The organism is Actinomycetospora sp. NBC_00405 (assembly GCF_036044095.1).
In the GTDB taxonomy this organism is placed as follows: Bacteria; Actinomycetota; Actinomycetes; order Mycobacteriales; family Pseudonocardiaceae; genus Actinomycetospora; species Actinomycetospora callitridis.
Map to the genome: position 1 here is coordinate 2,265,599 of NZ_CP107938.1, position 22,106 is coordinate 2,287,704.

The 22,106-nt window shown below is 74.5% G+C and carries 24 protein-coding genes; 7 read left to right on the forward strand and 17 right to left on the reverse strand.

Annotation, left to right across the window (positions count from 1 at the left end; translation table 11 throughout):
* Positions 1-34: 34 nt before the first annotated feature.
* Positions 35-1,876, forward strand: a complete 1,842-nt coding sequence (gene ilvD / locus OG774_RS11195) for a dihydroxy-acid dehydratase (protein WP_328309399.1) — start codon at positions 35-37, stop codon at positions 1,874-1,876.
* A 58-nt stretch (positions 1,877-1,934) separates the two neighbouring features.
* Here ilvD and OG774_RS11200 read toward each other — a convergent pair whose 3' ends face one another.
* The 3 genes from OG774_RS11200 to OG774_RS11210 all read right to left on the reverse strand — a co-directional run bounded on the left by OG774_RS11200 (position 1,935) and on the right by OG774_RS11210 (position 3,795).
* Positions 1,935-2,117, reverse strand: a complete 183-nt coding sequence (locus OG774_RS11200; RefSeq protein WP_328309401.1) for a hypothetical protein — start codon at positions 2,115-2,117, stop codon at positions 1,935-1,937.
* Between the two features lie 88 nt (positions 2,118-2,205).
* Positions 2,206-3,135 carry a 2-hydroxyacid dehydrogenase gene (locus OG774_RS11205; RefSeq protein ID WP_328309403.1) on the reverse strand — a complete coding sequence of 310 codons (930 nt, stop codon included), beginning with the start codon at positions 3,133-3,135 and terminating at the stop codon, positions 2,206-2,208.
* A gap of 24 nt (positions 3,136-3,159) precedes the next feature.
* Complete coding sequence (locus OG774_RS11210) at positions 3,160-3,795, reverse strand: alpha-ketoglutarate-dependent dioxygenase AlkB family protein (RefSeq protein ID WP_328309405.1); 636 nt, start codon at positions 3,793-3,795, stop codon at positions 3,160-3,162.
* A gap of 127 nt (positions 3,796-3,922) precedes the next feature.
* Between OG774_RS11210 and OG774_RS11215 the strand changes: the two genes are divergently transcribed.
* The gene (locus OG774_RS11215) at positions 3,923-5,092 is read left to right on the forward strand and encodes a PQQ-dependent sugar dehydrogenase (protein ID WP_328309407.1); all 1,170 of its coding nucleotides are present in this window, start codon (positions 3,923-3,925) and stop codon (positions 5,090-5,092) included.
* A gap of 118 nt (positions 5,093-5,210) precedes the next feature.
* On the opposite strand, the gene OG774_RS11220 is transcribed toward OG774_RS11215, so the two are convergent.
* From OG774_RS11220 to gatC, 4 genes are all read right to left on the reverse strand, one after another.
* Positions 5,211-5,699, reverse strand: a complete 489-nt coding sequence (locus tag OG774_RS11220; RefSeq protein WP_328309409.1) for a hypothetical protein — start codon at positions 5,697-5,699, stop codon at positions 5,211-5,213.
* Between the two features lie 180 nt (positions 5,700-5,879).
* Positions 5,880-7,400 (reverse strand): Asp-tRNA(Asn)/Glu-tRNA(Gln) amidotransferase subunit GatB, encoded by a 1,521-nt coding sequence (gatB, locus tag OG774_RS11225; RefSeq protein ID WP_328309411.1) that lies wholly within the window; start codon positions 7,398-7,400, stop codon positions 5,880-5,882.
* On the reverse strand, positions 7,397-8,959 hold the full coding sequence (gene gatA, locus OG774_RS11230; RefSeq protein ID WP_328309413.1) for an Asp-tRNA(Asn)/Glu-tRNA(Gln) amidotransferase subunit GatA: 1,563 nt from the start codon (positions 8,957-8,959) through the stop codon (positions 7,397-7,399). Before gatA ends, gatB begins: the two co-directional genes overlap by 4 nt.
* The gene (gatC, locus tag OG774_RS11235) at positions 8,956-9,252 is read right to left on the reverse strand and encodes an Asp-tRNA(Asn)/Glu-tRNA(Gln) amidotransferase subunit GatC (protein WP_328309414.1); all 297 of its coding nucleotides are present in this window, start codon (positions 9,250-9,252) and stop codon (positions 8,956-8,958) included. Before gatC ends, gatA begins: the two co-directional genes overlap by 4 nt.
* Before the next feature lie 299 nt (positions 9,253-9,551).
* Between gatC and OG774_RS11240 the strand changes: the two genes are divergently transcribed.
* Positions 9,552-10,211, forward strand: a complete 660-nt coding sequence (locus OG774_RS11240; protein ID WP_328309416.1) for an ACT domain-containing protein — start codon at positions 9,552-9,554, stop codon at positions 10,209-10,211.
* 6 nt (positions 10,212-10,217) lie between these two features.
* Here OG774_RS11240 and OG774_RS11245 read toward each other — a convergent pair whose 3' ends face one another.
* The 7 genes from OG774_RS11245 to OG774_RS11275 all read right to left on the reverse strand — a co-directional run bounded on the left by OG774_RS11245 (position 10,218) and on the right by OG774_RS11275 (position 18,288).
* A complete protein-coding gene (locus OG774_RS11245; RefSeq protein WP_328309418.1) occupies positions 10,218-11,609 on the reverse strand; it encodes an FAD-binding oxidoreductase in 1,392 nt (463 codons plus the stop codon).
* A 181-nt stretch (positions 11,610-11,790) separates the two neighbouring features.
* The gene (locus OG774_RS11250) at positions 11,791-12,609 is read right to left on the reverse strand and encodes a 3-keto-5-aminohexanoate cleavage protein (RefSeq protein WP_328309420.1); all 819 of its coding nucleotides are present in this window, start codon (positions 12,607-12,609) and stop codon (positions 11,791-11,793) included.
* Between the two features lie 234 nt (positions 12,610-12,843).
* The gene (ligA, locus tag OG774_RS11255) at positions 12,844-15,072 is read right to left on the reverse strand and encodes an NAD-dependent DNA ligase LigA (protein WP_442873975.1); all 2,229 of its coding nucleotides are present in this window, start codon (positions 15,070-15,072) and stop codon (positions 12,844-12,846) included.
* 18 nt (positions 15,073-15,090) lie between these two features.
* Positions 15,091-16,038: an NAD(P)-dependent oxidoreductase gene (locus tag OG774_RS11260; RefSeq protein WP_328309424.1), complete on the reverse strand. Its 948-nt coding sequence runs from the start codon at positions 16,036-16,038 to the stop codon at positions 15,091-15,093.
* 28 nt (positions 16,039-16,066) lie between these two features.
* Entirely contained in the window at positions 16,067-17,143 is a 1,077-nt protein-coding gene (locus OG774_RS11265) for a methionine synthase (RefSeq protein ID WP_442873976.1), read from the reverse strand.
* 79 nt (positions 17,144-17,222) lie between these two features.
* Positions 17,223-18,065, reverse strand: coding sequence for an ArsR/SmtB family transcription factor (locus tag OG774_RS11270; protein WP_328309426.1), 843 nt, complete (start codon positions 18,063-18,065; stop codon positions 17,223-17,225).
* Between the two features lie 52 nt (positions 18,066-18,117).
* A complete protein-coding gene (locus OG774_RS11275) occupies positions 18,118-18,288 on the reverse strand; it encodes a hypothetical protein (protein WP_328309428.1) in 171 nt (56 codons plus the stop codon).
* A 102-nt stretch (positions 18,289-18,390) separates the two neighbouring features.
* Here OG774_RS11275 and OG774_RS11280 point away from each other — a divergent pair, with 102 nt between their 5' ends.
* Positions 18,391-19,272 carry a 3-methyladenine DNA glycosylase gene (locus tag OG774_RS11280; protein ID WP_328309430.1) on the forward strand — a complete coding sequence of 294 codons (882 nt, stop codon included), beginning with the start codon at positions 18,391-18,393 and terminating at the stop codon, positions 19,270-19,272.
* Here the strand turns inward: OG774_RS11280 and OG774_RS11285 are convergent.
* On the reverse strand, positions 19,253-19,627 hold the full coding sequence (locus OG774_RS11285; RefSeq protein ID WP_328309432.1) for a hypothetical protein: 375 nt from the start codon (positions 19,625-19,627) through the stop codon (positions 19,253-19,255). The genes OG774_RS11280 and OG774_RS11285 overlap by 20 nt on opposite strands.
* Positions 19,624-20,904 (reverse strand): ribosome hibernation factor-recruiting GTPase MRF, encoded by a 1,281-nt coding sequence (mrf, locus tag OG774_RS11290; protein ID WP_328309434.1) that lies wholly within the window; start codon positions 20,902-20,904, stop codon positions 19,624-19,626. Before mrf ends, OG774_RS11285 begins: the two co-directional genes overlap by 4 nt.
* Before the next feature lie 59 nt (positions 20,905-20,963).
* Between mrf and rpmG the strand changes: the two genes are divergently transcribed.
* From rpmG to ykgO, 3 genes are read left to right on the forward strand one after another with little or no spacing between them, the layout of a single operon-like run.
* Positions 20,964-21,128, forward strand: a complete 165-nt coding sequence (rpmG, locus tag OG774_RS11295) for a 50S ribosomal protein L33 (protein WP_274189482.1) — start codon at positions 20,964-20,966, stop codon at positions 21,126-21,128.
* A 55-nt stretch (positions 21,129-21,183) separates the two neighbouring features.
* Positions 21,184-21,489 carry a 30S ribosomal protein S14 gene (gene rpsN, locus OG774_RS11300; protein ID WP_328309436.1) on the forward strand — a complete coding sequence of 102 codons (306 nt, stop codon included), beginning with the start codon at positions 21,184-21,186 and terminating at the stop codon, positions 21,487-21,489.
* Between the two features lie 15 nt (positions 21,490-21,504).
* Positions 21,505-21,627 carry a type B 50S ribosomal protein L36 gene (gene ykgO / locus OG774_RS11305; RefSeq protein WP_274193297.1) on the forward strand — a complete coding sequence of 41 codons (123 nt, stop codon included), beginning with the start codon at positions 21,505-21,507 and terminating at the stop codon, positions 21,625-21,627.
* Here ykgO and OG774_RS11310 read toward each other — a convergent pair.
* Positions 21,618-21,911, reverse strand: coding sequence for a DUF222 domain-containing protein (locus tag OG774_RS11310; RefSeq protein ID WP_328309440.1), 294 nt, complete (start codon positions 21,909-21,911; stop codon positions 21,618-21,620). The genes ykgO and OG774_RS11310 overlap by 10 nt on opposite strands.
* Between the last annotated feature and the right edge of the window lie 195 nt (positions 21,912-22,106).

Genomic DNA, 22,106 nt, shown 5'->3' on the forward strand with positions numbered 1-22,106 from the left:
GTCGTCCACCACTGATCGTCCTGTGAGGTCACCTGTGCCGCCGCTCCGCTCGCGCGTCACCACCCAGGGCCGCAACGCCGCCGGGGCGCGTGCCCTCTGGCGCGCCACCGGTCTCACCGATGCCGACTTCGGCAAGCCGCTGGTCGCGATCGCCAACTCCTACACCCAGTTCGTGCCCGGGCACGTGCACCTCAAGGAGATGGGCGAGCTGGTCGCGGGCGCGGTGCGCGAGGCCGGCGGGATCGCGCGCGAGTTCCACACGATCGCCGTGGACGACGGTATCGCCATGGGCCACGGCGGGATGCTGCACTCGCTGCCGTCCCGCGAGGTGATCGCCGACGGCGTCGAGCACATGGTGCAGGGCCACGCCGTGGACGCCCTGGTGTGCATCTCGAACTGCGACAAGATCACACCGGGCATGCTCAACGCCGCACTGCGGCTCAACATCCCCACGGTGTTCGTCTCGGGCGGGCCGATGGAGGCCGGCAAGGCCGTCGTGGTCGAGGGCGTCGCCCAGGCCCCGACCGACCTGATCACCGCGATCTCCGCCTCGGCGTCGGGTGCGGTCTCCGACGAGGGGCTCACCGAGGTCGAGCGCTCCGCCTGCCCGACCTGCGGGTCGTGCTCGGGGATGTTCACGGCCAACTCCATGAACTGCCTCACCGAGGCGCTCGGGCTCTCGCTGCCCGGCAACGGCTCCACGTTGGCGACGCACGCGGCGCGCCGCGAGCTGTTCCTCGACGCGGGCCGCACGGTCGTCGACCTGGCCCGGCGCTACTACGCCGAGGACGACGACTCCGTGCTGCCGCGCAACGTCGCCTCGCGGCACGCGTTCGAGAACGCGATGGCCCTCGACGTCGCCATGGGCGGCTCGACGAACACCGTGCTGCACATCCTGGCCGCCGCCCACGAGGCCGAGCTCGAGTTCTCGCTGGCCGACATCGACGCCGTCAGCCGTCGGGTGCCGTGCGTCTCGAAGGTCGCGCCGAACTCGTCGCACCACATGGAGGACGTGCACCGCGCCGGCGGCATCCCCGCCATCCTGGGCGAGCTCGACCGGGGCGGCCTGCTGCACCGCGACGTGCACACGGTGCACGCCCCCTCGCTCGACGCGTGGCTCGGCGCCTGGGACATCCGGGGCGGCTCCCCGTCCGAGGAGGCCCTCGAGCTGTTCCACGCCGCGCCCGGCGGGGTGCGCACCGTGGAGCCGTTCTCGACGACGAACCGCTGGTCCTCGCTCGATCAGGACGGTGTCAGCGGTGTGATTCATGACGTCGCGCACGCGTTCTCGGCCGACGGCGGACTCGCGGTGCTCACCGGCAACCTCTCCCCCGACGGCGCCGTCATCAAGAGCGCCGGCCTGCCCGAGGACGGGCGGTTCTTCCGCGGCCCCGCGCGGGTGGTCGAGAGCCAGGAGGAGGCCGTCTCGATCATCCTCGGGAAGCAGGTGCAGCCCGGCGACGTGATCGTCGTGCGCTACGAGGGCCCGGCCGGCGGCCCCGGCATGCAGGAGATGCTGCACCCGACCGCGTTCCTCAAGGGCGCGGGCCTCGGCGCGGTGTGCGCGCTGGTCACCGACGGCCGGTTCTCCGGCGGCTCGAGCGGAATCTCCGTCGGGCACGTCTCCCCCGAGGCCGCGGCCGGCGGCACGATCGGGCTGGTGCAGGAGGGCGACGAGATCCTCCTCGACGTCGACGCCCGCCGCATCGAGCTGCTCGTCGACAACGAGGTGCTCGCCGAGCGCCGCGCCAAGATGGAGGCCTCGGAGCGTCCGTGGCAGCCCGCCGTCGAGCGGAACCGCCACCTCACCAGCGCCCTGCGCGCCTACGCGAAGCTCGTGACCTCGGGGGCGACGGGCGCGGTCCGCTCGGTCTAGGTCGCATTTTCCGGTGGCGAATCCCGCGCTGAGCGCGGGATTCGCCACCGAGGTCTCGTCAGAGGGGCGGAGACCGGTGCGACGCCGCGCGCAGCGCGTCGGCGATCCGGCGGCACTCGTCGCGCGTGAGCACGACGGAGTGCCGGCCCAGGGCCATCACCGCGAACGGGTCGCCGTCCTCGACCTCGACCCGCACGATCTCCTCGCCCGCCCCTGTGCTGACGCTCGTCCACGCTGTCATCGCCCGCTCCGCTCCGACGTCGTCCACGTCTCGGCGCGTGGGCGTACCACCCTTCTACATACTTGCGTGTCACCTAGCAAGTAGGTGCTCAGTACCCGTTGATCACCAGGTTCGGCGGGTCCTCCCCGCGGGCGACGGCCTCGAGCTGGGTGTGCACGACGCGATAGGCCCGCTCGAGGTGCCCGGGGACGCTGCCGCCGACGTGCGGGGTGATCAGCAGGTTCGGCGCGGACCACAGCGGGTGGTCGGCGGGCAGCGGCTCGGGGTCGACGACGTCCACCGCGGCGCGCAGGCGCTCGGACCGCAGCTCGGCGAGCAGGGCGTCGGTGTCGACCACCGGGCCGCGCGCCGCGTTGACCAGCAGCGCGCCGTCGGGCATGGCGGCGAGGAACGCGGCGTCCACGAGGCCACGGGTCTCGTCGGTCAGCGGGACGAGGAGCACGACGACGTCGTGGTCTCCCAGCAGGCCGGGCAGCTCCGAGGTGGCGTGCACGCCCTCGCGGGCCCGTCGCCCGACGCGGGTGATGGTCTCGACGTCGAAGGTCTCCATCCGGCGCGCGGTCTGGTCGGCGAGGTCGCCGGCGCCGACCAGCAGGACGCGCTTGCCGGTGAGCGTGTCGGTGACGTGCTGGTCCCAGCGGCCCTCGTCCTGGGCACGCACGAAGGGCGGGATCTCGCGCAGCACGGCGAGGGTCGCGGCCAGCACCCACTCGGCGGTGACCCCGCCGTGCGCGCCCTGGCAGTCGGAGAGCTGCACGCCCTCGGGGAGCCGGCCCACCCACATCTCCGCGCCCGCCGAGAGCAGCTGCACCAGCCGCAGGTTCGGGCAGCGCTCGACCAGCTTCAACGCGTCGGTCGTCGCGAGGAAGCCGGGGACCAGCACCGCGGCGCGCTCCGCGGCGTCGGGCAGGGCATCGGCCTGCTCGTCGTAGCGGACGAGCTCGAGGCCGTCGATGTCGGCGAGCGCGGCCTCCCCCTCGTCGTGGGGCACCAGCACGGTCACGGGTTCGGCGCTCACGGGGCGGGAGGGTAGTCGCCGGCCTCAGTCCTGCAGGCCGGACACCCGCAGCGTGATGTTGATGCGGCCCTCGGGCAGGCCGATGTCCTCGACCGCGAAGGACGGCACCATCCTCGGCACCCCGTGGTACGCCAGCCGGTTCTCCCGCCCGAAGACCACGAGGTCACCGGAGTCGAGCACCAGGTCGGTGTACGGGCGCCCGCGGTTCTCGGTGTTGCCGATGCGGAACACGCACGCCGCCCCGAGGCTCAGCGACACCACCGGGTCGTCCGCGGCCTCGTCGCGGTCCTGGTGCATGCCCATGCGCGAGTCCGCGCCGTAGAAGTTGACCAGGGCGATGTCCGGGCGGTAGCCGGCCCCGGCCTCCGGATCGTCGTAGGCGGCGGCCACGGCCTCGCGCCCCAGGTCGGCGAGCCACGTCGGGAACGGCAGGACGGCCGAACCGTCCTGGTCGTCGCGGGTGCGCGAGTAGCGGTAGGGGATCCAGTGCCAGCCCAGGCACACCGTCTCGACGCTCATCTGCCCGCCGCGAGGCAGCCGTGCCGCGCGCGCTCCGGGCCCGTGGGCGGCCCACCGGCGGCACGCCGCGACGAGATCGCGCCGGCGCTCGACGTCGAGCCACCCCGGCACGTGCACGACGCCGGGCGCCACCTCTCCCATGACCTCAGCCTCCCGTGTGCCGCCCCCGAGGGAGGAACACCGTCCGCCCCGCGTCGGTGGCAGTGGTGATCTCGTGGTGCCCCCGTCTCACGGCCGGCACAGCAGGGGACGCCTAGTGTGTCGAGCCGTGTCCGGTCCGTCGCGGTACGTGCTGCTGCTCGCGGCGCTGACCACCCTCGCGGCGCTGCTCGCCGGCTGCGCGCAGTTCCCCGACGCCGGGCAGCAGCCCTGGCGCGAGCGCCCCGACCTCTCGGCCGAGCGGGCGCCGCAGCCGCAGCTGCCCGAGACCGGCGAGCCCACGCCGGCACCGAACTCGGACGGGCCCTCGGTGCCCCCGCCGTGCGTCGACCCCGACCCGCAGGTCGTCGCCACCTGCCTCGCGCCGATGTCCGCCGTCGTCACGCTGCCGGGCGGGGCCGCCGCCCTGGTGGCCGAGCGCACGACCGGGCGCATCCTGCGCGTCGCCCCCGAGGAGACGCCGGAGACCGTGGCGACGGTGCCCGTCGACGCGGCGGGCGACGGGGGGCTCACCTCGCTGGCGCTCTCCCCCTCCTACGCGGAGGACCAGCTGCTCTACGCCTACGCCACCACCCCGGGCGGCAACGCCGTCCTGCGCATCGCGCCCGGGGACGTACCCAAGACCGTGCTGGGCGGCATCCCGCGCGGGGCGTCGGGCAACAGCGGCGCGGTCGGGGTCGAGCCCGACGGCACCCTGCTCGTGGCCACGGGCGACGGCGGCGACCGGGCGGCGGCGGCCTCGCCCACGTCACTGGCCGGCAAGCTCCTGCGCATCGACCCGTTCGGCCGCCCCGTCCCGGGCACGCCGGACCCGGCGTCGCCGGTGGTGGGCAGCGGCCTGCACGCGCCCGGCGACGTGTGCGCGGACGCGGCGACCGGCGTCAGCTGGGTCACCGACCGGGCCGGCCCGCGCGACGTCCTGCTGGCCGTGCGGCCCGGGGTCGCGCCGGGCCCGAACGCGGCCGCCGCCCCGGCCTGGACGTGGCCCGAGCGGCCCGGGGTGGCCGGGTGCGCGGCGCTGCCGGGCACGCTCGTCGTCGGGCTCCGGGGCTCGAGCGCGATGTTCGTCCTGCGCCCCACACCCCAGGGCGCGTTCGTCGGCACGCCGCAGGCGGTGCTGGCGGGCACCTACGGGCGGATCACCGGCACCGACGTCGCCTCCGACGGCCTGATCTGGTTCACCACGGCCAACAAGGACGGCGGCGGCCCGGTCACGCCCACCGACGACCGCGTCGTGCGCATCCGCCCGCCATCGGGCGGAGCCAGCGGGGCCGACTAGCGGCCCGAGGAGCGTGCCCTCGGAGAGAACAGGCCCTCGGACGCACCGCAGCCCCGGTCCTCACCCCGGGCAGGGAGGAGGACCGGGGCCGCGGGTCCGTCCTGATCTGGGGAGCGGATCAGGAGAACGAGAGCATGCTGGAGCCGCTCGAGATCGCGTCGTCGATCTGCTGGGCGCCGGATCCGGTGGCGTCGTGGACGTGACCGGAGACCTCGTTGACCGAGCCGGAGATCTCCTGCTCGGTGTCGGTGGCCTGGCTGCCGACCGGGATGCCGTTGTCGTTCGCGGCGGTCTGCAGGTCCGAGGTCACCGCCGAGGTGATGCGGTTGACGTCGTGCTGGGCCGCGGAGGCGTGGCCGCCGACGAACTCCTCGCCACCCTTGACGGTCGTGGGCACGTCCGTCTCGGGGAGCTCCTGCAGGCCCTCAACGTTGCTGGTCGCCACGTCCTCGAGGGTGGACGACGTGTTGTCGACGTTCGGCGCCTCGGCGGCGAACGCGAACGACGCAGTGCCGCCCGTCAGCGCGAGCGCGGCGGCGGCGGTCAGTGCGCCCCGGCCGGCGATCTTGCCGACCGTGCTCGCCTGGCGGGCACTGTGTGCACCCATTCGACCCTCCTGGGTAGTTCATCTGGCTTCGGGGGATGAACCGGACGGTCGTACCGCACAGATCGACGGTGACGCCCGGTTCAGAAGCCGCTACACGCTGCTTCCTGAATCACCCAACGGAGGGATCTCGTTCGGGTTACGGGGAGGTCTCGAAAAAGATGTGGTCCGGACGATTCCCGGTCACTGGCAGCGCTCGAGCACCAGCTCCTGGACACGCGCGGCGTCCGCCTGCCCCCGCGTGGCCTTCATCACCGCGCCGACGATCGCCCCGGCCGCCTTGGTCTTGCCGGCCCGGATCTTCTCGGCCACGGCCGGCTGGGCGGCCAGCGCCTCGTCCACCGCGGCGGCCAGCGCGCTCTCGTCGCTGACCACGGCCAGACCCCGCCCGCTGACCACGTCGTCGGGCTCGCCCTCGCCCGCGAGGACGCCGTCGACGACCTGGCGCGCCAGCTTGTTGGTCAGCGTCCCGTCCTCGACCAGCGCAATGACCCGGGCGACCTGCGCCGACGTGATCGCGAGCCCGGTCAGGGCGACGCCCGCCGTGTTGGCCTGCTGGGACAGGTACGAGACCCACCACGAGCGCGCGGCCTCCGGCGGTGCGCCGGCCTCGACGGTGTCGGCGACGAGGTCGAGCGCGTCGGCGTTGACCAGGTCGCGCAGCTCCTCGTCCGAGAGGCCCCAGTCGGTCTGGATGCGCGCGCGGCGCTCCCAGGGGCGCTCGGGCAGGGCGGCGCGCAACGTCTCCACCCAGTCGCGCGAGGGCTCCAGCGGCGGGAGGTCGGGCTCGGGGAAGAAGCGGTAGTCGGCGAAGGTCTCCTTCGGCCGGCCCGGCGAGGTGGTCCCCGACTGCTCGTCGAAGTGCCGGGTCTCCTGCCGGATGGTGCCGCCGGAGAGCAGCACGCCGGCGTGGCGGCCCATCTCGTAGCGCACCGCGCGCTCCACCGACCGCAGCGAGTTGACGTTCTTGGTCTCGGTGCGGGTGCCGAACTCCGTCGCGTCCTTCGGCATGAGCGACACGTTGGCGTCGCAGCGCATCGAGCCCTGGTCCATCCGGACGTCGGACACCCCGAGGCCGCGCAGGACGTCGCGCAGCGCCGTGACGTAGGCGCGCGCCACCTCGGGGGCGCGGACGCCGGCCCCGATGATCGGCTTGGTGACGATCTCGATCAGCGGGACGCCGGAGCGGTTGTAGTCGAGCAGCGAGTAGTCCGCGCCGTGGATGCGCCCGGTGGCCCCGCCGACGTGCAGGGACTTGCCGGTGTCCTCCTCCATGTGCGCGCGCTCGATCTCCACGCGCCAGGTGGTGCCGTCGTCGAGCGGCACGTCGAGGTAGCCGTCGAAGACGATCGGGTCCTCGTACTGGGAGATCTGGAAGTTCTTCGGCATGTCCGGGTAGAAGTAGTTCTTCCGGGCGAAGCCGGAGCGCTCCCGGACCCGGCAGTTCAGCGCCAGGCCGATCTTGATCGCCGACTCGACGGCGGTGCCGTTCAGCCGCGGCAACGAGCCCGGCAGGCCCAGGCACACCGGGCAGACGTGGGTGTTGGGCTCCGCGCCGAAGGCGTTCGCGCAGCCGCAGAACATCTTCGTCTCGGTGTTGAGCTCCACGTGCACCTCGAGCCCCATGACGGGGTCGAACTGCTCGCAGACCTCCTCGACGGTGTAGGGCGCGGACTCCACGCCAGGGGTCGACACAGCCGTCATCGGGAGCCCTCCAGAGCACGGAGTTCGGGGATGCGGGGGCCGGCGTCCGACGCCGAGGCGCGCGCGGTCTCGTAGGCCGCCGCGACGCGGTAGGCGCGGTCGTCGGCGAGGGCGGGCGCCATGATCTGCATGCCGACCGGCAGCTGGTCGTCGGCCGCGAGGCCGCAGGGCACGGAGAGCGCGGCGTTGCCGGCGAGGTTCGACGGGATCGTGCAGAGGTCGGCGAGGTACATCGCCAGCGGGTCGTCGGTGCGCTCGCCGATCGGGAACGCCGTGGTGGGCGTCGTCGGCGACACCAGCACGTCGCACGTCTCGAACGCGGCGGTGAAGTCGCGAACGATCAGTGTGCGGGCCTTGAGCGCCTTGCCGTAGAGCGCGTCGTACGAGCCGGCCGACAGGGCGTGCGTCCCGATCATGATGCGGCGTTTGACCTCGGCGCCGAACCCCTTCTCGCGCGTCTGCGACATCACCTCGTCGGTGGACTGCGAGCCGTCGTCGCCGACGCGCAGCCCGTAGCGCATGGCGTCGAAGCGGGCCAGGTTGCTCGAGGCCTCGCTCGGCGCGATGAGGTAGTAGGCCGGCAGGGCGTAGGAGAACGACGGGCACGCGACCTCGACGACGTCCGCGCCCAGCTCCCCCAGCACGCGCACGGCGTCGGTGAACGCGGCGAGCACGCCGGGCTGGTAGCCCTCGCCGGAGAACTCGGTGACGATGCCGACGCGCACCCCCGCGAGGTCGCCCCGGGCGCCGGCCAGCGCGGCCTCGACCACCGGCGGCAGCGGGCCGTCGACGGACGTCTGGTCGCGCGGGTCGTGCCCGCCGATCACCTCGTGGAGCAGCGCGGCGTCGAGCACCGACCGGGCGCACGGCCCGATCTGGTCCAGCGACGACGAGAACGCGACGAGCCCGAAGCGCGAGACCGTGCCGTAGGTGGGCTTGACCCCGACGGTGCCGGTGACCGCGCCGGGCTGGCGGATCGAGCCGCCGGTGTCCGAACCGAGGGCCAGCGGCGCCTCGCCCGCGGCGACCGCCGCCGACGACCCACCCCCGGAGCCGCCGGGGATGCGCGCGAGGTCCCAGGGGTTGCGGGTGGTGCCGAACGCCGAGTTCTCGGTCGAGCTGCCCATGGCGAACTCGTCGAGGTTGGTCTTGCCCAGCGGCACCAGGCCGGCCGCCCGCAGCCGGGCGACGACGGTGGCGTCGTAGGGCGGGCGCCAGCCGTCGAGGATCGCCGACCCGCAGGTGGTGGGCATGTCGAGAGTGGTCATGTTGTCCTTGACCGCCACCGGGACCCCGGCCAGGGGCGAGACGGGCCCGCCCTCGGCCACCGCGCGGTCGACCGCCTCGGCCGCCGCGAGGGCGCCCTCGGCGTCGACGTGCAGGAAGGCGTGCACGCCGTCGCCACCACCAGCGCCGTCGACGGCCTCGATCCGCTCCAGGTGGGCCCGGGTGACCTCGACCGACGAGACCTCCCGGGCGTGGATGCGCCGGGCCAGCTCACCGGCGTCGAGGGAGATCAGCTCGCTCTGTCCTCCCGTCGCTGCGCTCGCCCCTCTCACAGCTCCTCCCCCAGGATGCGCGGCACGCGGAAGCGGCCCTCCTCGGCGGCGGGCGCACCCGCCAGAGCGGCCTCGCGCGGCAGCGAGGGCTCCGTGGTGTCGGGGCGCAGCACGTTCGTCTGCGGCACCACCTGCGCCGTCGGCGGGATGTCGTCCGGGATGTCGCCCACCGCCGAGACCGTGTCCACGATCGCGTCGATCTGGCGCGAGAACGTGTCCAGCTCGTCGTCGGTCACCGCGAGGCGGGCCAGGCGGGCGAGGTGGGCGACGTCGTCGCGGGTGATGTCGGACATGTCCCTCCGGGGTCGTGCACGATGGTCGGGTCGGGCTCCGCGCGGCGTCGGGTGAGAGGTCGTCTCCCGGGACGTCGGGCCGAGCTCCGTTGCGTCTCCCGCACGCGAAACACCCAGTCTAGGACCGCGCCGACCCGGGCCTCGACGAGGTTTGCCGGGAGGCGGGGTGTGATCGTCACTCGCCCCCGCGGGGGTCGGCCTGGGAGGATGCGCCGGGTCCGCGGCGGGTACCAGGGCGCACGCGGGGTCCACATCGGTGTCGGGAGACTCGCGGGAGTCTCGGGGGGTCGAGGAGGGCCGTGACCTACTTGCTGCGCGTGGTGCTGCCCGACAGGCCCGGCACCCTCGGGGCCCTGGCCTCGGCGCTCGGTACCGAGGGCGCGGACATCCTCTCCGTCGACGTCGTCGAGCGCGGCGCCGGGACGGCCGTGGACGACCTCGTCGTGGACATGCCCAGCTCGCGGCCCCCCGACGTGCTGATCACCGCCGCGGAGTCCGTGCACGGCGTGGTGGTCGAGTCGGTGCGGCCGTTCGCGGGTGCCCTGGACACCACGCGCGAGCTGGAGCTGGTCGAGGCCGTCGCCGCCCGGCCCGAGATGGGCGTGACGCTGCTGGCCGAGGGCGTGCCGGGCCTCTTCCGCTCCGCGTGGGCGCTGGTGACCGAGGCCACGGGCACCGGGACCGGGGTGCGCCGGGTGGCCTCGAGCGCCGCCGCGCCGGAGACCGAGGCCACCGAGCTCGCCTGGCTGCCGCTGGACAAGGCGACCGTGCTCGACCCCGCCGGCGGGCACGTCGTGCCCGAGGCCTGGACCGCCCTCGACACCGAGCTGGCCGCCGCGCCCGTCGGCCGCCCCGAGCGGGCGCTCGTCGTCGGCCGCCCCGGCGGGCCCGCGTTCCGGCCCTCCGAGCTCGCCCGCCTCTCCCACCTCGCCGGGATCGTGGCGACGATCGTGGGCTGACGCCCCTCAGGGCGCGGGGAGGATGTTGCTGTTGCGGTGGAAGACGTTCTCCGGGTCGTAGGCGGCCTTGATGCGCTGCAGGCGCGCGTACTTCGTGCCGTAGGCGCTCGGCACGCGGTGGGCGTCGTCGCTGCCCATCCCGTTGACGTACATGCCCGTGCCCATGGCTTGGGACGCGATCGCGTCGAAGAAGCCCCGCACCCAGGCGCGCTCGACTGACTGCGCGCCGGCGTCGGGCGCCATCCCGACGATGAACATGGCCAACCGCGGAGAGCGCCCGCCGCTGAACGCCGTGCTCTCGTCATCGGCCGCGGAGAACGCCCCGCCGAGCACGTAGAAGAGGACGGCCGACATCGGCGAGACCATGTCGGCGACCCGCTCGACGATCACGTCGATGGCCTCGTCCGTGAAGGACTCGAGGTACAGGGACTTCTCGTAGGCATGGACACCCCACCCGAATCCCTCGTCGAACATCTGCTGGAGCGCCGTGTACGGCATCGGCGCGACCATCTCGAACAGCGGAGGCAGTCCGTCCCGCACGTGGTCCACGACGGCCCGGTGGCTCTCCTCGCCGCCGAAGCCCACCGCGACGAGAGCGATCCCGAGGCGGAAGTGGTGCTCCTCGGGCACGAAGGGTTCGGGGGGCGCGTGCAGAGCGATCACCTCGAAGCTCACGTCGGGCGGGAGATCGGGGATGACCTCACGCGCCATCCGGAAGGCGTCGGCCGCCTGGTCCATGCCGTAGAAGAGCAGCGCCATGTCGATCTGCGGTCCCACCTCGTGCAGCGCGAACTCGAACTCGGTGACGATCCCGAAGTTCCCGCCGCCGCCCCGGATCGCCCAGAACAGATCGGGGTTCTCGTCGGCCGCCACACGCAGGATGCGCGCATCGGCGAGCACGACGCACGCCGACACGAGGTTGTCGATCGTCAGTCCGTGCTGGCGCGTCAGCCAGCCCATGCCCCCGCCGAGGGTGATCCCGGCGACCCCGGTGTGGCCGACCTCGCCGGACGGCACGGCCAGCCCGTGGATCTGCGTGGCAGCGTCGAGGTCGCGCAGCAGGGCCCCACCTCCGGCCGTGGCGCGGCGAGCGCCCGCGTCGACCGCGACGTCGTTCATGCGGCTGAGGTCGATGACGATCCCGGCGTCCCCCACGCACATCCCCGCCATCGAATGGGCGCCGCTCCGCACCGACATCTCGAGCGAGGAGTCGCGCGCGAAGGACACCGCCGTCGCGACGTCCTCGGTGGTGGCGCAGTAGACGACGACGGCCGGTCTCCGGTCGATGTCGGCGTTCCACACCCGCCGGGCCTCGTCGTACCCCGGGTCCTCCGGGGTGACGACGGTGCCGGACAGCGAGGCGCGCAGATCGTCGAACCGCGAAACGACGTAGGTCATGGCCGTGCTCCGTCCCCGTGGATCGCGTCAGCGGAGCGATCTGGGTCCGGGGCTCCTGGCGTCCCGACGGACTCCGGCCGCGCGACTCTCCGTATCGTCGCGCTGCGCCGGACGGGGCCCCATACGTAGAACTACGAAGAGCCCCGCCTCCGCATGGTGACGAGGGGTGACGACCGCAGGGTCAGCGGCGGTGCTCGGCCCGGGAGCCGGGCCAGAGCGGCGAGGACCGCAGGCCGCCCGCGCGGGTGCCGTTGCGGCGGCGCTCGTAGCGCCCGGCCACGTCCTTGCCCAGGGCGTAGCGCACGAGCTCCTCGTTGCCCGTGGCGAGCCACGTGCCGTCGGGGCCCTTGAGGGTGTCCTCGAAGCCGATGCGGGTGTCGAGGTTGTTGCGCTTCGCGTAGTCGAGCACCGGCCAGGCGCCGGCCTCCTCGCCGTGCAGCAGGATCGGCGCCGGCACGGGACCGAGGGCCTTGAGGATGCGGACGGCCTCGGCGACCGCGGTGTCGGGGTCGGTGACCGTGACCTCCGCGAGGACGCGGGCGGTGCCCCGCGGGAGACCGGCCTGTTTGAGCTGCACGGCGTCGCCGGTGGTCCAGACACCCAGCTCGATGCCGATGTCGACGGCGTGGAGCGCCTCGCAGACCCGCTGCCAGCCCCGCTCGTGCACGTTGACGGCGGCGACGTCGGGGCGGGCGTGCTCGGGCAGGCGGCCCCACTGGGCGATGATCTCGGTGCGCCGCATGGGGTCCGGCTCGACCCACCGCGCGGTGGTGATCCCGATCTCGATCTCCGGGGCCTCCCGGCGGATGGCGTCGACGACCGTGCCGATCACGCGTGGGTCGAGGCTCTCCTGCCCGTCGCGGTCACGCGGGTGGACGTGCAGGCTCGCGACGCCGAGGGCGGCCACGGCGCGGGCGTCCCGGGCGAGGTGGCGCGGACTCATGGGGACCGCGGGGTACACGTCGGCGGGTCGGGCACCGTTGAGGCAGCACTGCAGCACCGCGGCGACCCTCCCTCCACCTGCGACCCAGGGCCCTGAGTTCCAGCTGGTGTCCAGCTTCGACGCTCTCGGCGACGAGGGCAACGCCGAGCCGCGAGCCGTCGCGCCGTCAGCGGCTCGAATCGCCACTGCCACCCGGACGGTCGCATCTCTCGTCACCCGTCGGTGTGAGTGTGCCGCACGCGGCCACGGATGCCCCAGCACCCTCGGACCTCGGGTGATCACCGTCCGCTCTCAGGCGCTCGCGTCCTCCTCCGCCGGCGCCTCGCCCGACCCGTCGGCCCCGTCAGCCTCGTCCGTCCCGTCCGTTCCCGTGACCAACGCGACACCGGCCGCCGCGTCCGGCCCCTGCTCCAGGAGCACGCGGAAGCCGTCCTCGTCGAGGATCGGCACCTTGGCGGCGATCGCCTTGTCGTACTTCGAGCCCGGCTCGTCGCCGACCACCACGAACGCCGTCTTCTTCGACACCGACCCCGCTGCGCGCCCGCCCCGGGCGAGGATCGCCTCCTTCGCCTCGTCGCGCGAGAGCGTGGGCAGCGAACCGGTGACGACGATCGAGAGCCCCTCGAGGTTGCGGGGCACCGACTCGTCGACCTCCTCCTCGAGCTCGACGCCCGCGGCGCGCCACTTCTCGACGACCTCGCGGTGCCAGTCGACCGAGAACCACTCGCGCACCGCGTGCGCGATGGTCGGGCCGACCCCGTCGACCGCGGCCAGCTCCTCCTCGCTCGCGGCGTCGATGGCGTCGACCGACCGGAAGTGCCGCGCCAGGGCCTGGGCCGCGGTGGGCCCGACGTGGCGGATCGACAGGCCCACGAGCACCTTCCACAGCGGGCGGTGCCGGGCCGTCTCGAGGTTGGTCAGCAGCTTGCGGCCGTTGGCCGAGACGTTGCCGGCCTTGGTGCGGAAGAGGTCGACCCGGCCGAGGTCGTCCTCGGTGAGGCGGAAGACGTCGCCCTCGTCCTGCACCACGCCGGCGTCGAGCAGCGCGGTGGCGGCCTCGTAGCCGAGCACCTCGATGTCGAACGCGCCGCGGCCGGCGACGTGGAACAGCCGCTCCCGCAGCTGCGCGGGGCAGGAGCGGGCGTTGGGGCAGCGCAGATCCTTGTCGCCCTCGCGCATCTGCCGCAGCTCGGTGCCGCACTCGGGACAGTGCGTCGGCATGACGAACGCGTACTCGTCGCCGGTGCGTGCCTCGACGACCGGGCCGAGGACCTCGGGGATGACGTCGCCCGCCTTGCGGATGATCACGCGGTCGCCGATGAGGACGCCCTTGCGCTCGACCTCGCCCGCGTTGTGCAGCGTCGCCAGCGAGACCGTCGACCCGGCGACGAGCACCGGCTCCATCTCGGCGAACGGCGTCACGCGCCCCGTGCGCCCGACGTTGACGCTGATGCCCTTGAGCGTCGTCGTCGCCTGCTCCGGCGGGTACTTGTAGGCGATCGCCCAGCGCGGGGCCCGCGACGTCGACCCGAGCCGGCGCTGCAGGGAGACGTCGTCGACCTTGACGACCACCCCGTCGATCTCGTGCTCCGCGTCGTGGCGGTGCTCGCCCCAGTACCCGACGTGCTCGATGACCGCGTCGACGCCGTGCAGCACCCGGGTGTGCGTGGACACCGGCAGCCCCCACGCCGCCAGCGCGTCGTAGGCCTGCGACTGACGCACCGGGGTGAAGCCGCGCCGCTTGCCCAGGCCGTGGCAGATCAGCCGCAGCGGACGCGTCGCGGTGACCCGTGGATCCTTCTGGCGCAGCGAGCCGGCCGCGGAGTTCCGCGGGTTGGCGAACGGCTGCTTGCCCGCCGCGACGAGGCCGGCGTTGAGCTCCTCGAAGTCCGCGAGGCGGAAGAACACCTCGCCGCGCACCTCCATCAGCTCGGGCACGGGGAACTCGTCGGTGCCCGTCAGCTCGGTGGGCACGTCGGCCAGCGTGCGCATGTTGAGCGTGATGTCCTCGCCCGTGCGCCCGTCACCCCGGGTGAGCGCGCGCGTGAGGTGCCCGTCCTCGTAGAGCAGGTTCACCGCCAGGCCGTCGATCTTGAGCTCGCAGAGGTAGAGCAGCTCCTCGGTCGGGTGGTCGAGCTCGCGCTGCACCCGCAGGACCCACTCGCGCAGCTCCTCGGGCGCGAAGGCGTTGTCGAGCGAGAGCATCCGCTCGAGGTGGTCCACCGCGACGAAGTCCGTGGAGAAGCCACCGCCCACCCGCTGCGTGGGCGAGGCGGGCGTGACCAGCGACGGGTGCCGCTCCTCGAGACCCTGCAGCTCGCCGAAGAGCTCGTCGAACTCCCCGTCGGTGACGATCGGGGCGTCGAGGACGTAGTAGCGGAACTGGTGGTCGGCCACGACCTCGGACAGCTCGCGGTGGCGCTGCGCGGCCTCCGCGGGCACGTGGGTCTGCCCCGTCCCGGGCGCGATCGGCGCGGTCTCGCTGGTCACGGGGGTGAGATTAGCCGCCGCCCCCGACAACGAACCGTCCTCGACGCGCTAGAGATCCCGTCCGAGGTGGCGTTCCACCGACGCCACGAAACCGCGCGCGATCCCGGCGTACGAGGTCTCGGTGACGCCGCCGATGTGCGGGGTGACCGCGACGTTCTCGGCGAGCAGCTCCTCGTCGGGGTCGATCGGCTCCACCCACGTGACGTCGAGGCCCGCGCCGGCCACCCGTCCCGCGCGCAGCGCGGCGAGCAGGGCGTCGCGGTCGACCACCGGCCCGCGCGCCACGTTGACCACGTGCCCGCGGGGACCGAGCGCCTCCAGCGCGTCGGCGCCGACGATCCCCCGCGTCTCGCCGGTGAGCGGGCAGGCCACGACGAGGTCGTCGCAGCGGGCGAGGGCGGCGAGCAGGTCGCCGGTGCGGTGGTAGTGCTCGTCGTCGAGCAGGGTGGCGGCCCGCGGCGTCTCGGTCCGCGGGCGACGCCCGATGCCGACGGGCACGGCGTCGAAGGCGCGCAGCCGCACGATCACCTCCGCGCCGATGTCACCGACCCCCAGGACGCCGACCGTGCGGCCCGCCAGCGTCGTGCCCGACGGCTCCCCGACGACGCGGCGCGCGACGTTCGCCTGTGCCTCGGTGAACCGGCGCAGGAGGGCGAGCAGGTGCAGCAGCGCGATCTCCGCGACGGCGACGGCGTTGCCCGACTCCGCGCCCGAGACGTTGTCGACGGGGATGCCGCGCTCGGCGGCCGCCGGCATGTCCACCCCGGACAGGCCCACCCCGAACTGCTGGACCATGCGCGGCGCCGTCGCGTCCATCAGCGCACCGGAGATCGAGCTGCCCATCGGGCACAGCACATCGACCCGCTCGAGCCCGCCCGGGGGCACGTCCACGGGGACGTCGACGATCTCGATCCCCGACCACCCGACGTCCTCGAACGCCGTGGCGAGGGCTCCGCTCAGGGCGGCGAACCCGCCACCCACCAGTCCGATCCGCACGTCCCTCAGTGGATCACCGCGCGCAGGGTCACCAGCTCGCGGGTGGGTCGACGAACGCGCGGGCGAGCTCGACGGTCGTGCCCGTCGCCGTCCGGGCCCACCGCGGGCTCGCGCCGGCCAGCCCGCACGCCGGGGTGATGACGGCCCGGTCGGCGAGGCGGGCGCGGTCGAAGCCGAGGCGGTCGGCCAGCCCGAGCGCGGGCGTCGCGAGGTCGTGCAGGGGCGGCGGCGCGTCGGGGTCGGTCGACGGGACGATGCCCAGCCAGAGCTCGGTGCCGGCCTCCCAGAGCTCGCCCAGGGCGTCGAGGACGTCCTTCGGAGCGTCGGCGCCGCCCAGCGCCCCGAGGTCCACGGCCACGGCGTCGGCGCCGACCGCGCCGAGCAGCGCCAGCGGCGGCGTGGGGTGGCAGCAGTGCACGACCACCTGCGCCGCGCCCGCGTCCCGGGCCGCGGCGACCGCTCCGGCCAGCACGGCGCGGGCCTCGCCCCCCGGCACCGCGCCGACGGTGCCGTAGCCCGACGGGGTGCTCAGCGAGCCCGCGAGGACGGCAGGCAGCGTCGGCTCGTCGATCTGGACGACGACGGGGGCGTTCGCCCGCCGGCCGAGCTCTGCGACGTGGACCCGGAGGCCCTCGGCGAGGCTCGCGGCGAACTCGGTGACGGCGCCGTGGTCGGTGAGCACCCGGTGCCCGGAGTGCAGCTCGACGCCGGCGGTGAGCGTCCACGGGCCCGCGACCTGGCACTTCACGGCGGCCGGGGTGGCGCCCGCCTCGCCCAGCGCCTCGTCGAGGGTGTCGACGTCGCGGGCGAGCAGCTCGACCCCGCGCCGGTGGTCGCCGCCGGGCCGGCGCACGACGCGGTAGCCCGACGGCCAGACCTCGGTGGCGATGTCGATCAGGAGGGCCGCGGTGCGCCCGATCATGTCGGCGCCGACGCCGCGCGCGGGCAGCTCGGGCACGTGGGGCAGGCCGGGGAGCTCGCCGACCACCGTCCGCGCGGCCTCCCGGGCGTCGGTGCCGGGCCACGAGCCCAGGCCGGTGGCGCGGTCGCCGGGCTGCGGCTCGCGGGGGGCACGGGGGACCACGGTGTCGGTCGTCTCGCTCACGTGCCCAGCGTCCTCCCCGGCGGGCGACCGTGCGCCGCGCGGGCCGGGCCGGTTCCGCGCGAAGGGCACCTTCGGCCGACTAGAGGGGCGAGGGACGCCCTTCGCCACCGCTGCCGACCCCGCCGCCGACCCGGGCGAGGTCCGCGGCCGGCGGCGGCCAGCCGACACCGAGGCTCGCCGCCAGCCCCGCGACGCCGTCGTCGGTGACGCGCAGCGCCCGGTGGCCGGGGGTGGAGCGCAGCCAGCCGTCCGCGTCGAAGCGGGCCAGGAGCCCCTCGGCGAGCGGCCCGGCGAGGTGGTGGCGCTGCTCGGTCCAGTCGACGCAGCAGCGCACGGCGCTCAGGCCGGCGGGCACCCGGACGCCGAGCCCCGCGAGCCCGTCGCGGCCGGCGTCGGTGAGGCGGTAGGCGCCGTCCTCGGGGAGGCGGCCGGGCAGCTGGTGCCCGGGACGCTCGGTCGGATCGACGGTGCCGTCGGAGCCCTCGATCCAGGCGCGGTCGCGCAGGGCGTCGGTGACGGCGACGCCGAGGCGCCCGGCCAGGTGGTCGTAGCAGCGGCGCGCCATCCGCAGGGCGTGCGCGTGCGTGCCCTCCCGCAGCGACCGGACGGGGCGGGCCGGCGCGATCCGTCCGAGGACCTCCACGAGCCGGGCGACCTCGGGGCCGGCGAGCCGGTAGTAGCGGTACTTCCCGGTGGCGACGACCTCGGTGAGCCCGCGCCCGGTCAGCCGCGCGAGGTGCCCGCTGGCCGTCGACGGGGCGACCCCCGCCTCGGACGCCAGGACGCTGGCCGGCAGGGCCCGGCCGTCCGCGAGCGCGAGCAGCATGCGGCAGCGACTGCGGTCGGCGAGCAGTTCGCCGACCGCGGCCATGTCGACGTCTCCGCCGGTCTCGGTGCCCCCGGTCTCGCGGCGTCCCGTCATGCCCCGACCGTAGGAGCGGGACGCTGCGGCGTGGGCCGAAGCGAGGCCGGGCTCAGCGCTCGTCGTCCTCCACGAGGTGCTCGACCTCGCTCGCGCCGCCCACGGGCAGCACGTCCGCGGGGTCGGGCTGGTCGGGCTCGGCGGGCCGGCCGGTCAGGGGCGCGGCGTCGGGGACGACGGTGGCGCGGTCGGTGCCCGTCTCGGTGTCGGGGTGCTCGGTCATCGGTGACCTCCTCGCGTGGTGGGACACGTGCGGGTTACCCGCGTCACACCCCGGCCGACCGCCTGGATCGTTGCCGCCGCCACCGCTGGCAGCATGGTCCCGATGCGGGTCGTGGCGGAACGGGAGTGGCGGGCGCGGGCGGACGCGCACACCGCCCGGGCCGACGACCTGACCGCCGGCCACCGGGCGCGGAAGGCGCGGGGCGAGAGCCACCCCGTCGAGGACTTCCTCTACACCTACTACCCCACCCGCCCGTCGCGGCTGCGCCGCTGGCACCCGGGGGCGGGGACCGTCCTCGTGGGCGCCGCCGAGCGCGCCGGCTGGCGGCACTACGTCGCACAGGGCGAGGGCGTCCGCGTCGACCACGCGACCCTGCTCCGCGAGCGGGCCGCCACGGTCGACTTCGTCGCCGCGCTGCTGCGGGCCACCGCGGACCGGGCGCCCCAGCTCGGGTGCTTCGGCCTGCACGAGTGGGCGATGGTGCACCGCGACGACGCCACCCGGCACCCCGTCCCGCTGCGGCTCGGCGCGGCCGGCACCGACGAGGTCGTCGAGACCCACCGGATCCGCTGCTCGCACTTCGACGCCTACCGCTTCTTCACGCCCACGGCCGCGCCGCGGAACACGCTGCGTCCGACGCGGGAACGCCAGGTCGAGCTCGAGCAGCCGGGGTGCCTGCACGCCGGGATGGACCTCTACAAGTGGGCGGACAAGCTCGGCCCACTCGTGCCCGGCGAGCTCCTGCTCGACGCGTTCACCCTCGCCCGCGACATCCGCGAGCTCGACATGCGCGCGTCGCCCTACGACCTCGCCGACCTCGGGTACGAGCCGGTGCGCATCGAGACACCCGAGGGCAAGGCCGCCTACGTCGACGCCCAGCGCGCCTTCGCCGACCGGGGCCGGGCGCTGCGCACGCGGCTGCTCGCCGTCCTCGATCCCCTCAGCGATCCCCTCGGCACTCCCCTCAGCGCCCCGGTGGGCTGACCGCGTCGAGGTGCGGCGGCAGCGGGTCGGCGGCGCCGGCGGCCAGCCAGGAGCACAGGTCGTCGACGTCGGCCGGTTCGTGCAGCGGACCGGCCATCACGGCCGGTCGCGTGGGCGTGCGCTCGTGGTCGCAGGGCTGCACCAGGACCAGGGCGCCGGCGCCCACAGGCGCGGTGCCGTGTCCGCACGCCGTCGCGGTGAGGCAGGACGCGCGCACGAGCACCCCGTGCGGGCAGCGGCGCACCGCCCCGCGGAGGGCGTCGCCGACGGCCTCGGCGTCCGGCGCGGGACGCTGGTGGTGAGGACAGCCCGCCGCGCCGCAGTGCACAGCGGTGAAGCCGACGGTGTCGCTCATCCCCATCCCTCGCCACGACGGGTCTCGACGCCGGTGTCGAGGTCGGGGCACGGGTCGGTGTGCCGGTGCTCGAACGGGTCGGGGAGGCGACGCCAGGCGTCCTCGCCGAGGGCCAGCTCCTCGTCGGTGAGCAGCGCGGCGTCGAGGGCCTCGACGAGCCCCGCCGGGTCGGCGTCGTGCACGAGAGCCACGAGCTGCTGCTCGCGGTCGCCCCAGCGCTCGTGCCAGGACAGGGACGCGGCGGCGCGACGCTCGTCGTCGGCGTCGTCCCACGCCGTCGGGTCGGCGGCGAGCCAGGTGCCCGCGACGCCGATCTGCAGGGCGCCGCCCGCGGACTCGAGCCACAGCACGTGCTCGGGCTGCGAGGCCACCCACACCCGGCCGCGGATCCGGATCGTGCCGTGCAGGAGGACGTCGAACGCCGCGTGCAGGCGTTCGGGGTGGAACGGACGCCGGTGGCCGACGGGCAGCAACGACACCCCGGCGTCGCGCGCCAGGGGCGGCTGCCCGCGCAGGAGCGACACGTGCGCGTCGTCGGGGACGCCCCGGCGGGCGTCGCCGGGCAGGGCGTCGAGCAGATCGTCGAGTCGTGCGGCGATCTCGTCGCGCCCCGCTCGCGGTCCGTCGACCACGTCGGCCTGACCGGCCCGCGGCGCGAGCCGGGCGAGCACGGCGTCGAGCCGGACGCGGTCCCAGGCGCCGGAGCAGCGCCCGACGACCACCAGGACGTCGGCGAACTCGGCCTGGCCCACCACGATCTGTGCGACCGTGCGCTCGTCGTCGGCGGTGAGGGCGAGCCCGCGCTCGACCAGCGCGTCGTCGCTGCCCGCGTCGTCGAGCCAGGTGGCGGCACCGAGCACGGCGACCACACCGCGCAGCGCGAACAGGTCCGTGACCGGGCGGTCGAGCCCCTCGGGGACCAGGCCGTGCAGCGCCTCGCACGTCGCCTCGACCTCCACGCCCGGGTCGAGCAGCAGCACCACGTGCGCCACGTCCGGGTCGCGGGCGAGACGGACCAGCAGCGGCAGCAGGTCCTCGCGCAGCGTGCAGGACACGCAGGCGTGGGCCAGCTCGAGCACCGCGTCGTGCTCGCCGTCGTCCTCCACGACCCGTCGGCGCACCACGCCCTCACCCAGCGCGCGCATGTCGTGGGTGACGAGCACGGCCGTCCCCGCGTGCCGAGCGCGCAGCGCCGCCGCGACCTCGGCCGCCGCCGTCCGATCCACGCCGCACACCACGGTCAGCCGGGTCAGCTCGGACTCCGGACCCTCGGGCATAGAGCTCCCTCCGTCTGCGTTAACGTGAACGATAATCATTCTCAAATAGGAGGCAAGTAGTGGCCCGCAACGACATCCGTCCGATCGTCAAGCTCCGCTCGACGGCCGGGACGGGCACGACCTACGTGACCCGCAAGAACCGCCGGAACGACCCCGACCGCCTCGTGCTCAGCAAGTACGACCCGCGCGTGCGCCGGCACGTTGACTTCCGCGAGGAGCGATGAGCCGCCGCGTCGACGCCGTCGTGGCGCGCCTGCGCGCTGCCGGGGAGCGTGTCTGATGGCGAAGAAGTCGAAGATCGCCGCGAACGAGCGGCGCCGGGCCGTCGTGGCCCGGTACGCGCCGCGACGGGGCGAGCTCGTCGCGACGATCAAGCACCCGGCGACGTCCGACGAGGAGCGCGCGTCGGCCCGGCGCGAGCTCGACGCCCAGCCGCGTGACGCGAGCGCCACGCGCATCCGGAACCGGGACGCGGTGGACGGCCGCCCCCGTGGCCACGTGCGCGCGTTCGGCCTCTCCCGGGTCCGGATGCGCGAGTACGCCCACGCCGGCTACCTGCCGGGCGTGACGAAGTCCAGCTGGTGACCTGAGGAGGTCGGCATGAAGGTCCGCGCATCCCTGAAGGCCCTCAAGCAGAAGCCCGGATCGAGCGTCGTGCGCCGTCACGGACGGGTCCTGGTGATCAACAAGAAGAACCCGCAGTGGAAGGCCCGTCAGGGCTGATCCGCTCTTCCGGTGTCGGTGACCCGCAGCAGCAGGGCGATCAGCGCGTCCGCGTGCAGGTGCCCGCCGCTGCGGGGCCGCACGCCACGTCGCTCGTCGTCGGCGCGCAGCTCGTCGGCGACGGTCTCGAGCGCGCGGACGAGCGGGTCCGAGAGCTCGGGGGGCACCTCGCCGACGAGCTCGAGCGACCCGTCGTCGTGGCGGTGCGTGCTCAGGTGCGCGAGCGCCTCGCGCAGCACGGAACGCGGCTCGCCGGCCACCAGGTCGGCGTGGGGTGTGGTCATGACGGCCTCTCTCGATCTCAAGGGGAACGCGGGGTCGTCCGCCGAGGCGGGGGTGCTGGTCGGGGTCGATCCAGGCCGGCGGTCCCCGGTCTGCTCGACCACCCCGAGCCGCAGCGCGACCAGGCGCGGTCGAGCGCCTCCCGCTCGACCGTCCCCAGCACCCGTTCGCTCATGTGTTCGACTCTAGAGCCGACC

Bases quoted from the DNA above. Each gene is read 5' to 3' on its own strand.
- OG774_RS11200 (WP_328309401.1), bottom strand. From the start codon at position 2,117: ATGACAGCGTGGACGAGCGTCAGCACAGGGGCGGGCGAGGAGATCGTG.
- OG774_RS11210 (WP_328309405.1), bottom strand. From the start codon at position 3,795: ATGGGAGAGGTGGCGCCCGGCGTCGTGCACGTGCCGGGGTGGCTCGAC.
- OG774_RS11220 (WP_328309409.1), bottom strand. From the start codon at position 5,699: ATGGGTGCACACAGTGCCCGCCAGGCGAGCACGGTCGGCAAGATCGCC.
- gatB (WP_328309411.1), bottom strand. From the start codon at position 7,400: ATGACGGCTGTGTCGACCCCTGGCGTGGAGTCCGCGCCCTACACCGTC.
- gatC (WP_328309414.1), bottom strand. From the start codon at position 9,252: ATGTCCGACATCACCCGCGACGACGTCGCCCACCTCGCCCGCCTGGCC.
- OG774_RS11245 (WP_328309418.1), bottom strand. From the start codon at position 11,609: ATGACCTACGTCGTTTCGCGGTTCGACGATCTGCGCGCCTCGCTGTCC.
- OG774_RS11270 (WP_328309426.1), bottom strand. From the start codon at position 18,065: ATGACGGGACGCCGCGAGACCGGGGGCACCGAGACCGGCGGAGACGTC.
- OG774_RS11275 (WP_328309428.1), bottom strand. From the start codon at position 18,288: ATGACCGAGCACCCCGACACCGAGACGGGCACCGACCGCGCCACCGTC.
- OG774_RS11280 (WP_328309430.1), top strand. From the start codon at position 18,391: ATGCGGGTCGTGGCGGAACGGGAGTGGCGGGCGCGGGCGGACGCGCAC.
- OG774_RS11285 (WP_328309432.1), bottom strand. From the start codon at position 19,627: ATGAGCGACACCGTCGGCTTCACCGCTGTGCACTGCGGCGCGGCGGGC.
- mrf (WP_328309434.1), bottom strand. From the start codon at position 20,904: ATGCCCGAGGGTCCGGAGTCCGAGCTGACCCGGCTGACCGTGGTGTGC.
- rpsN (WP_328309436.1), top strand. From the start codon at position 21,184: ATGGCGAAGAAGTCGAAGATCGCCGCGAACGAGCGGCGCCGGGCCGTC.
- ykgO (WP_274193297.1), top strand. From the start codon at position 21,505: ATGAAGGTCCGCGCATCCCTGAAGGCCCTCAAGCAGAAGCCCGGATCG.
- OG774_RS11310 (WP_328309440.1), bottom strand. From the start codon at position 21,911: ATGACCACACCCCACGCCGACCTGGTGGCCGGCGAGCCGCGTTCCGTG.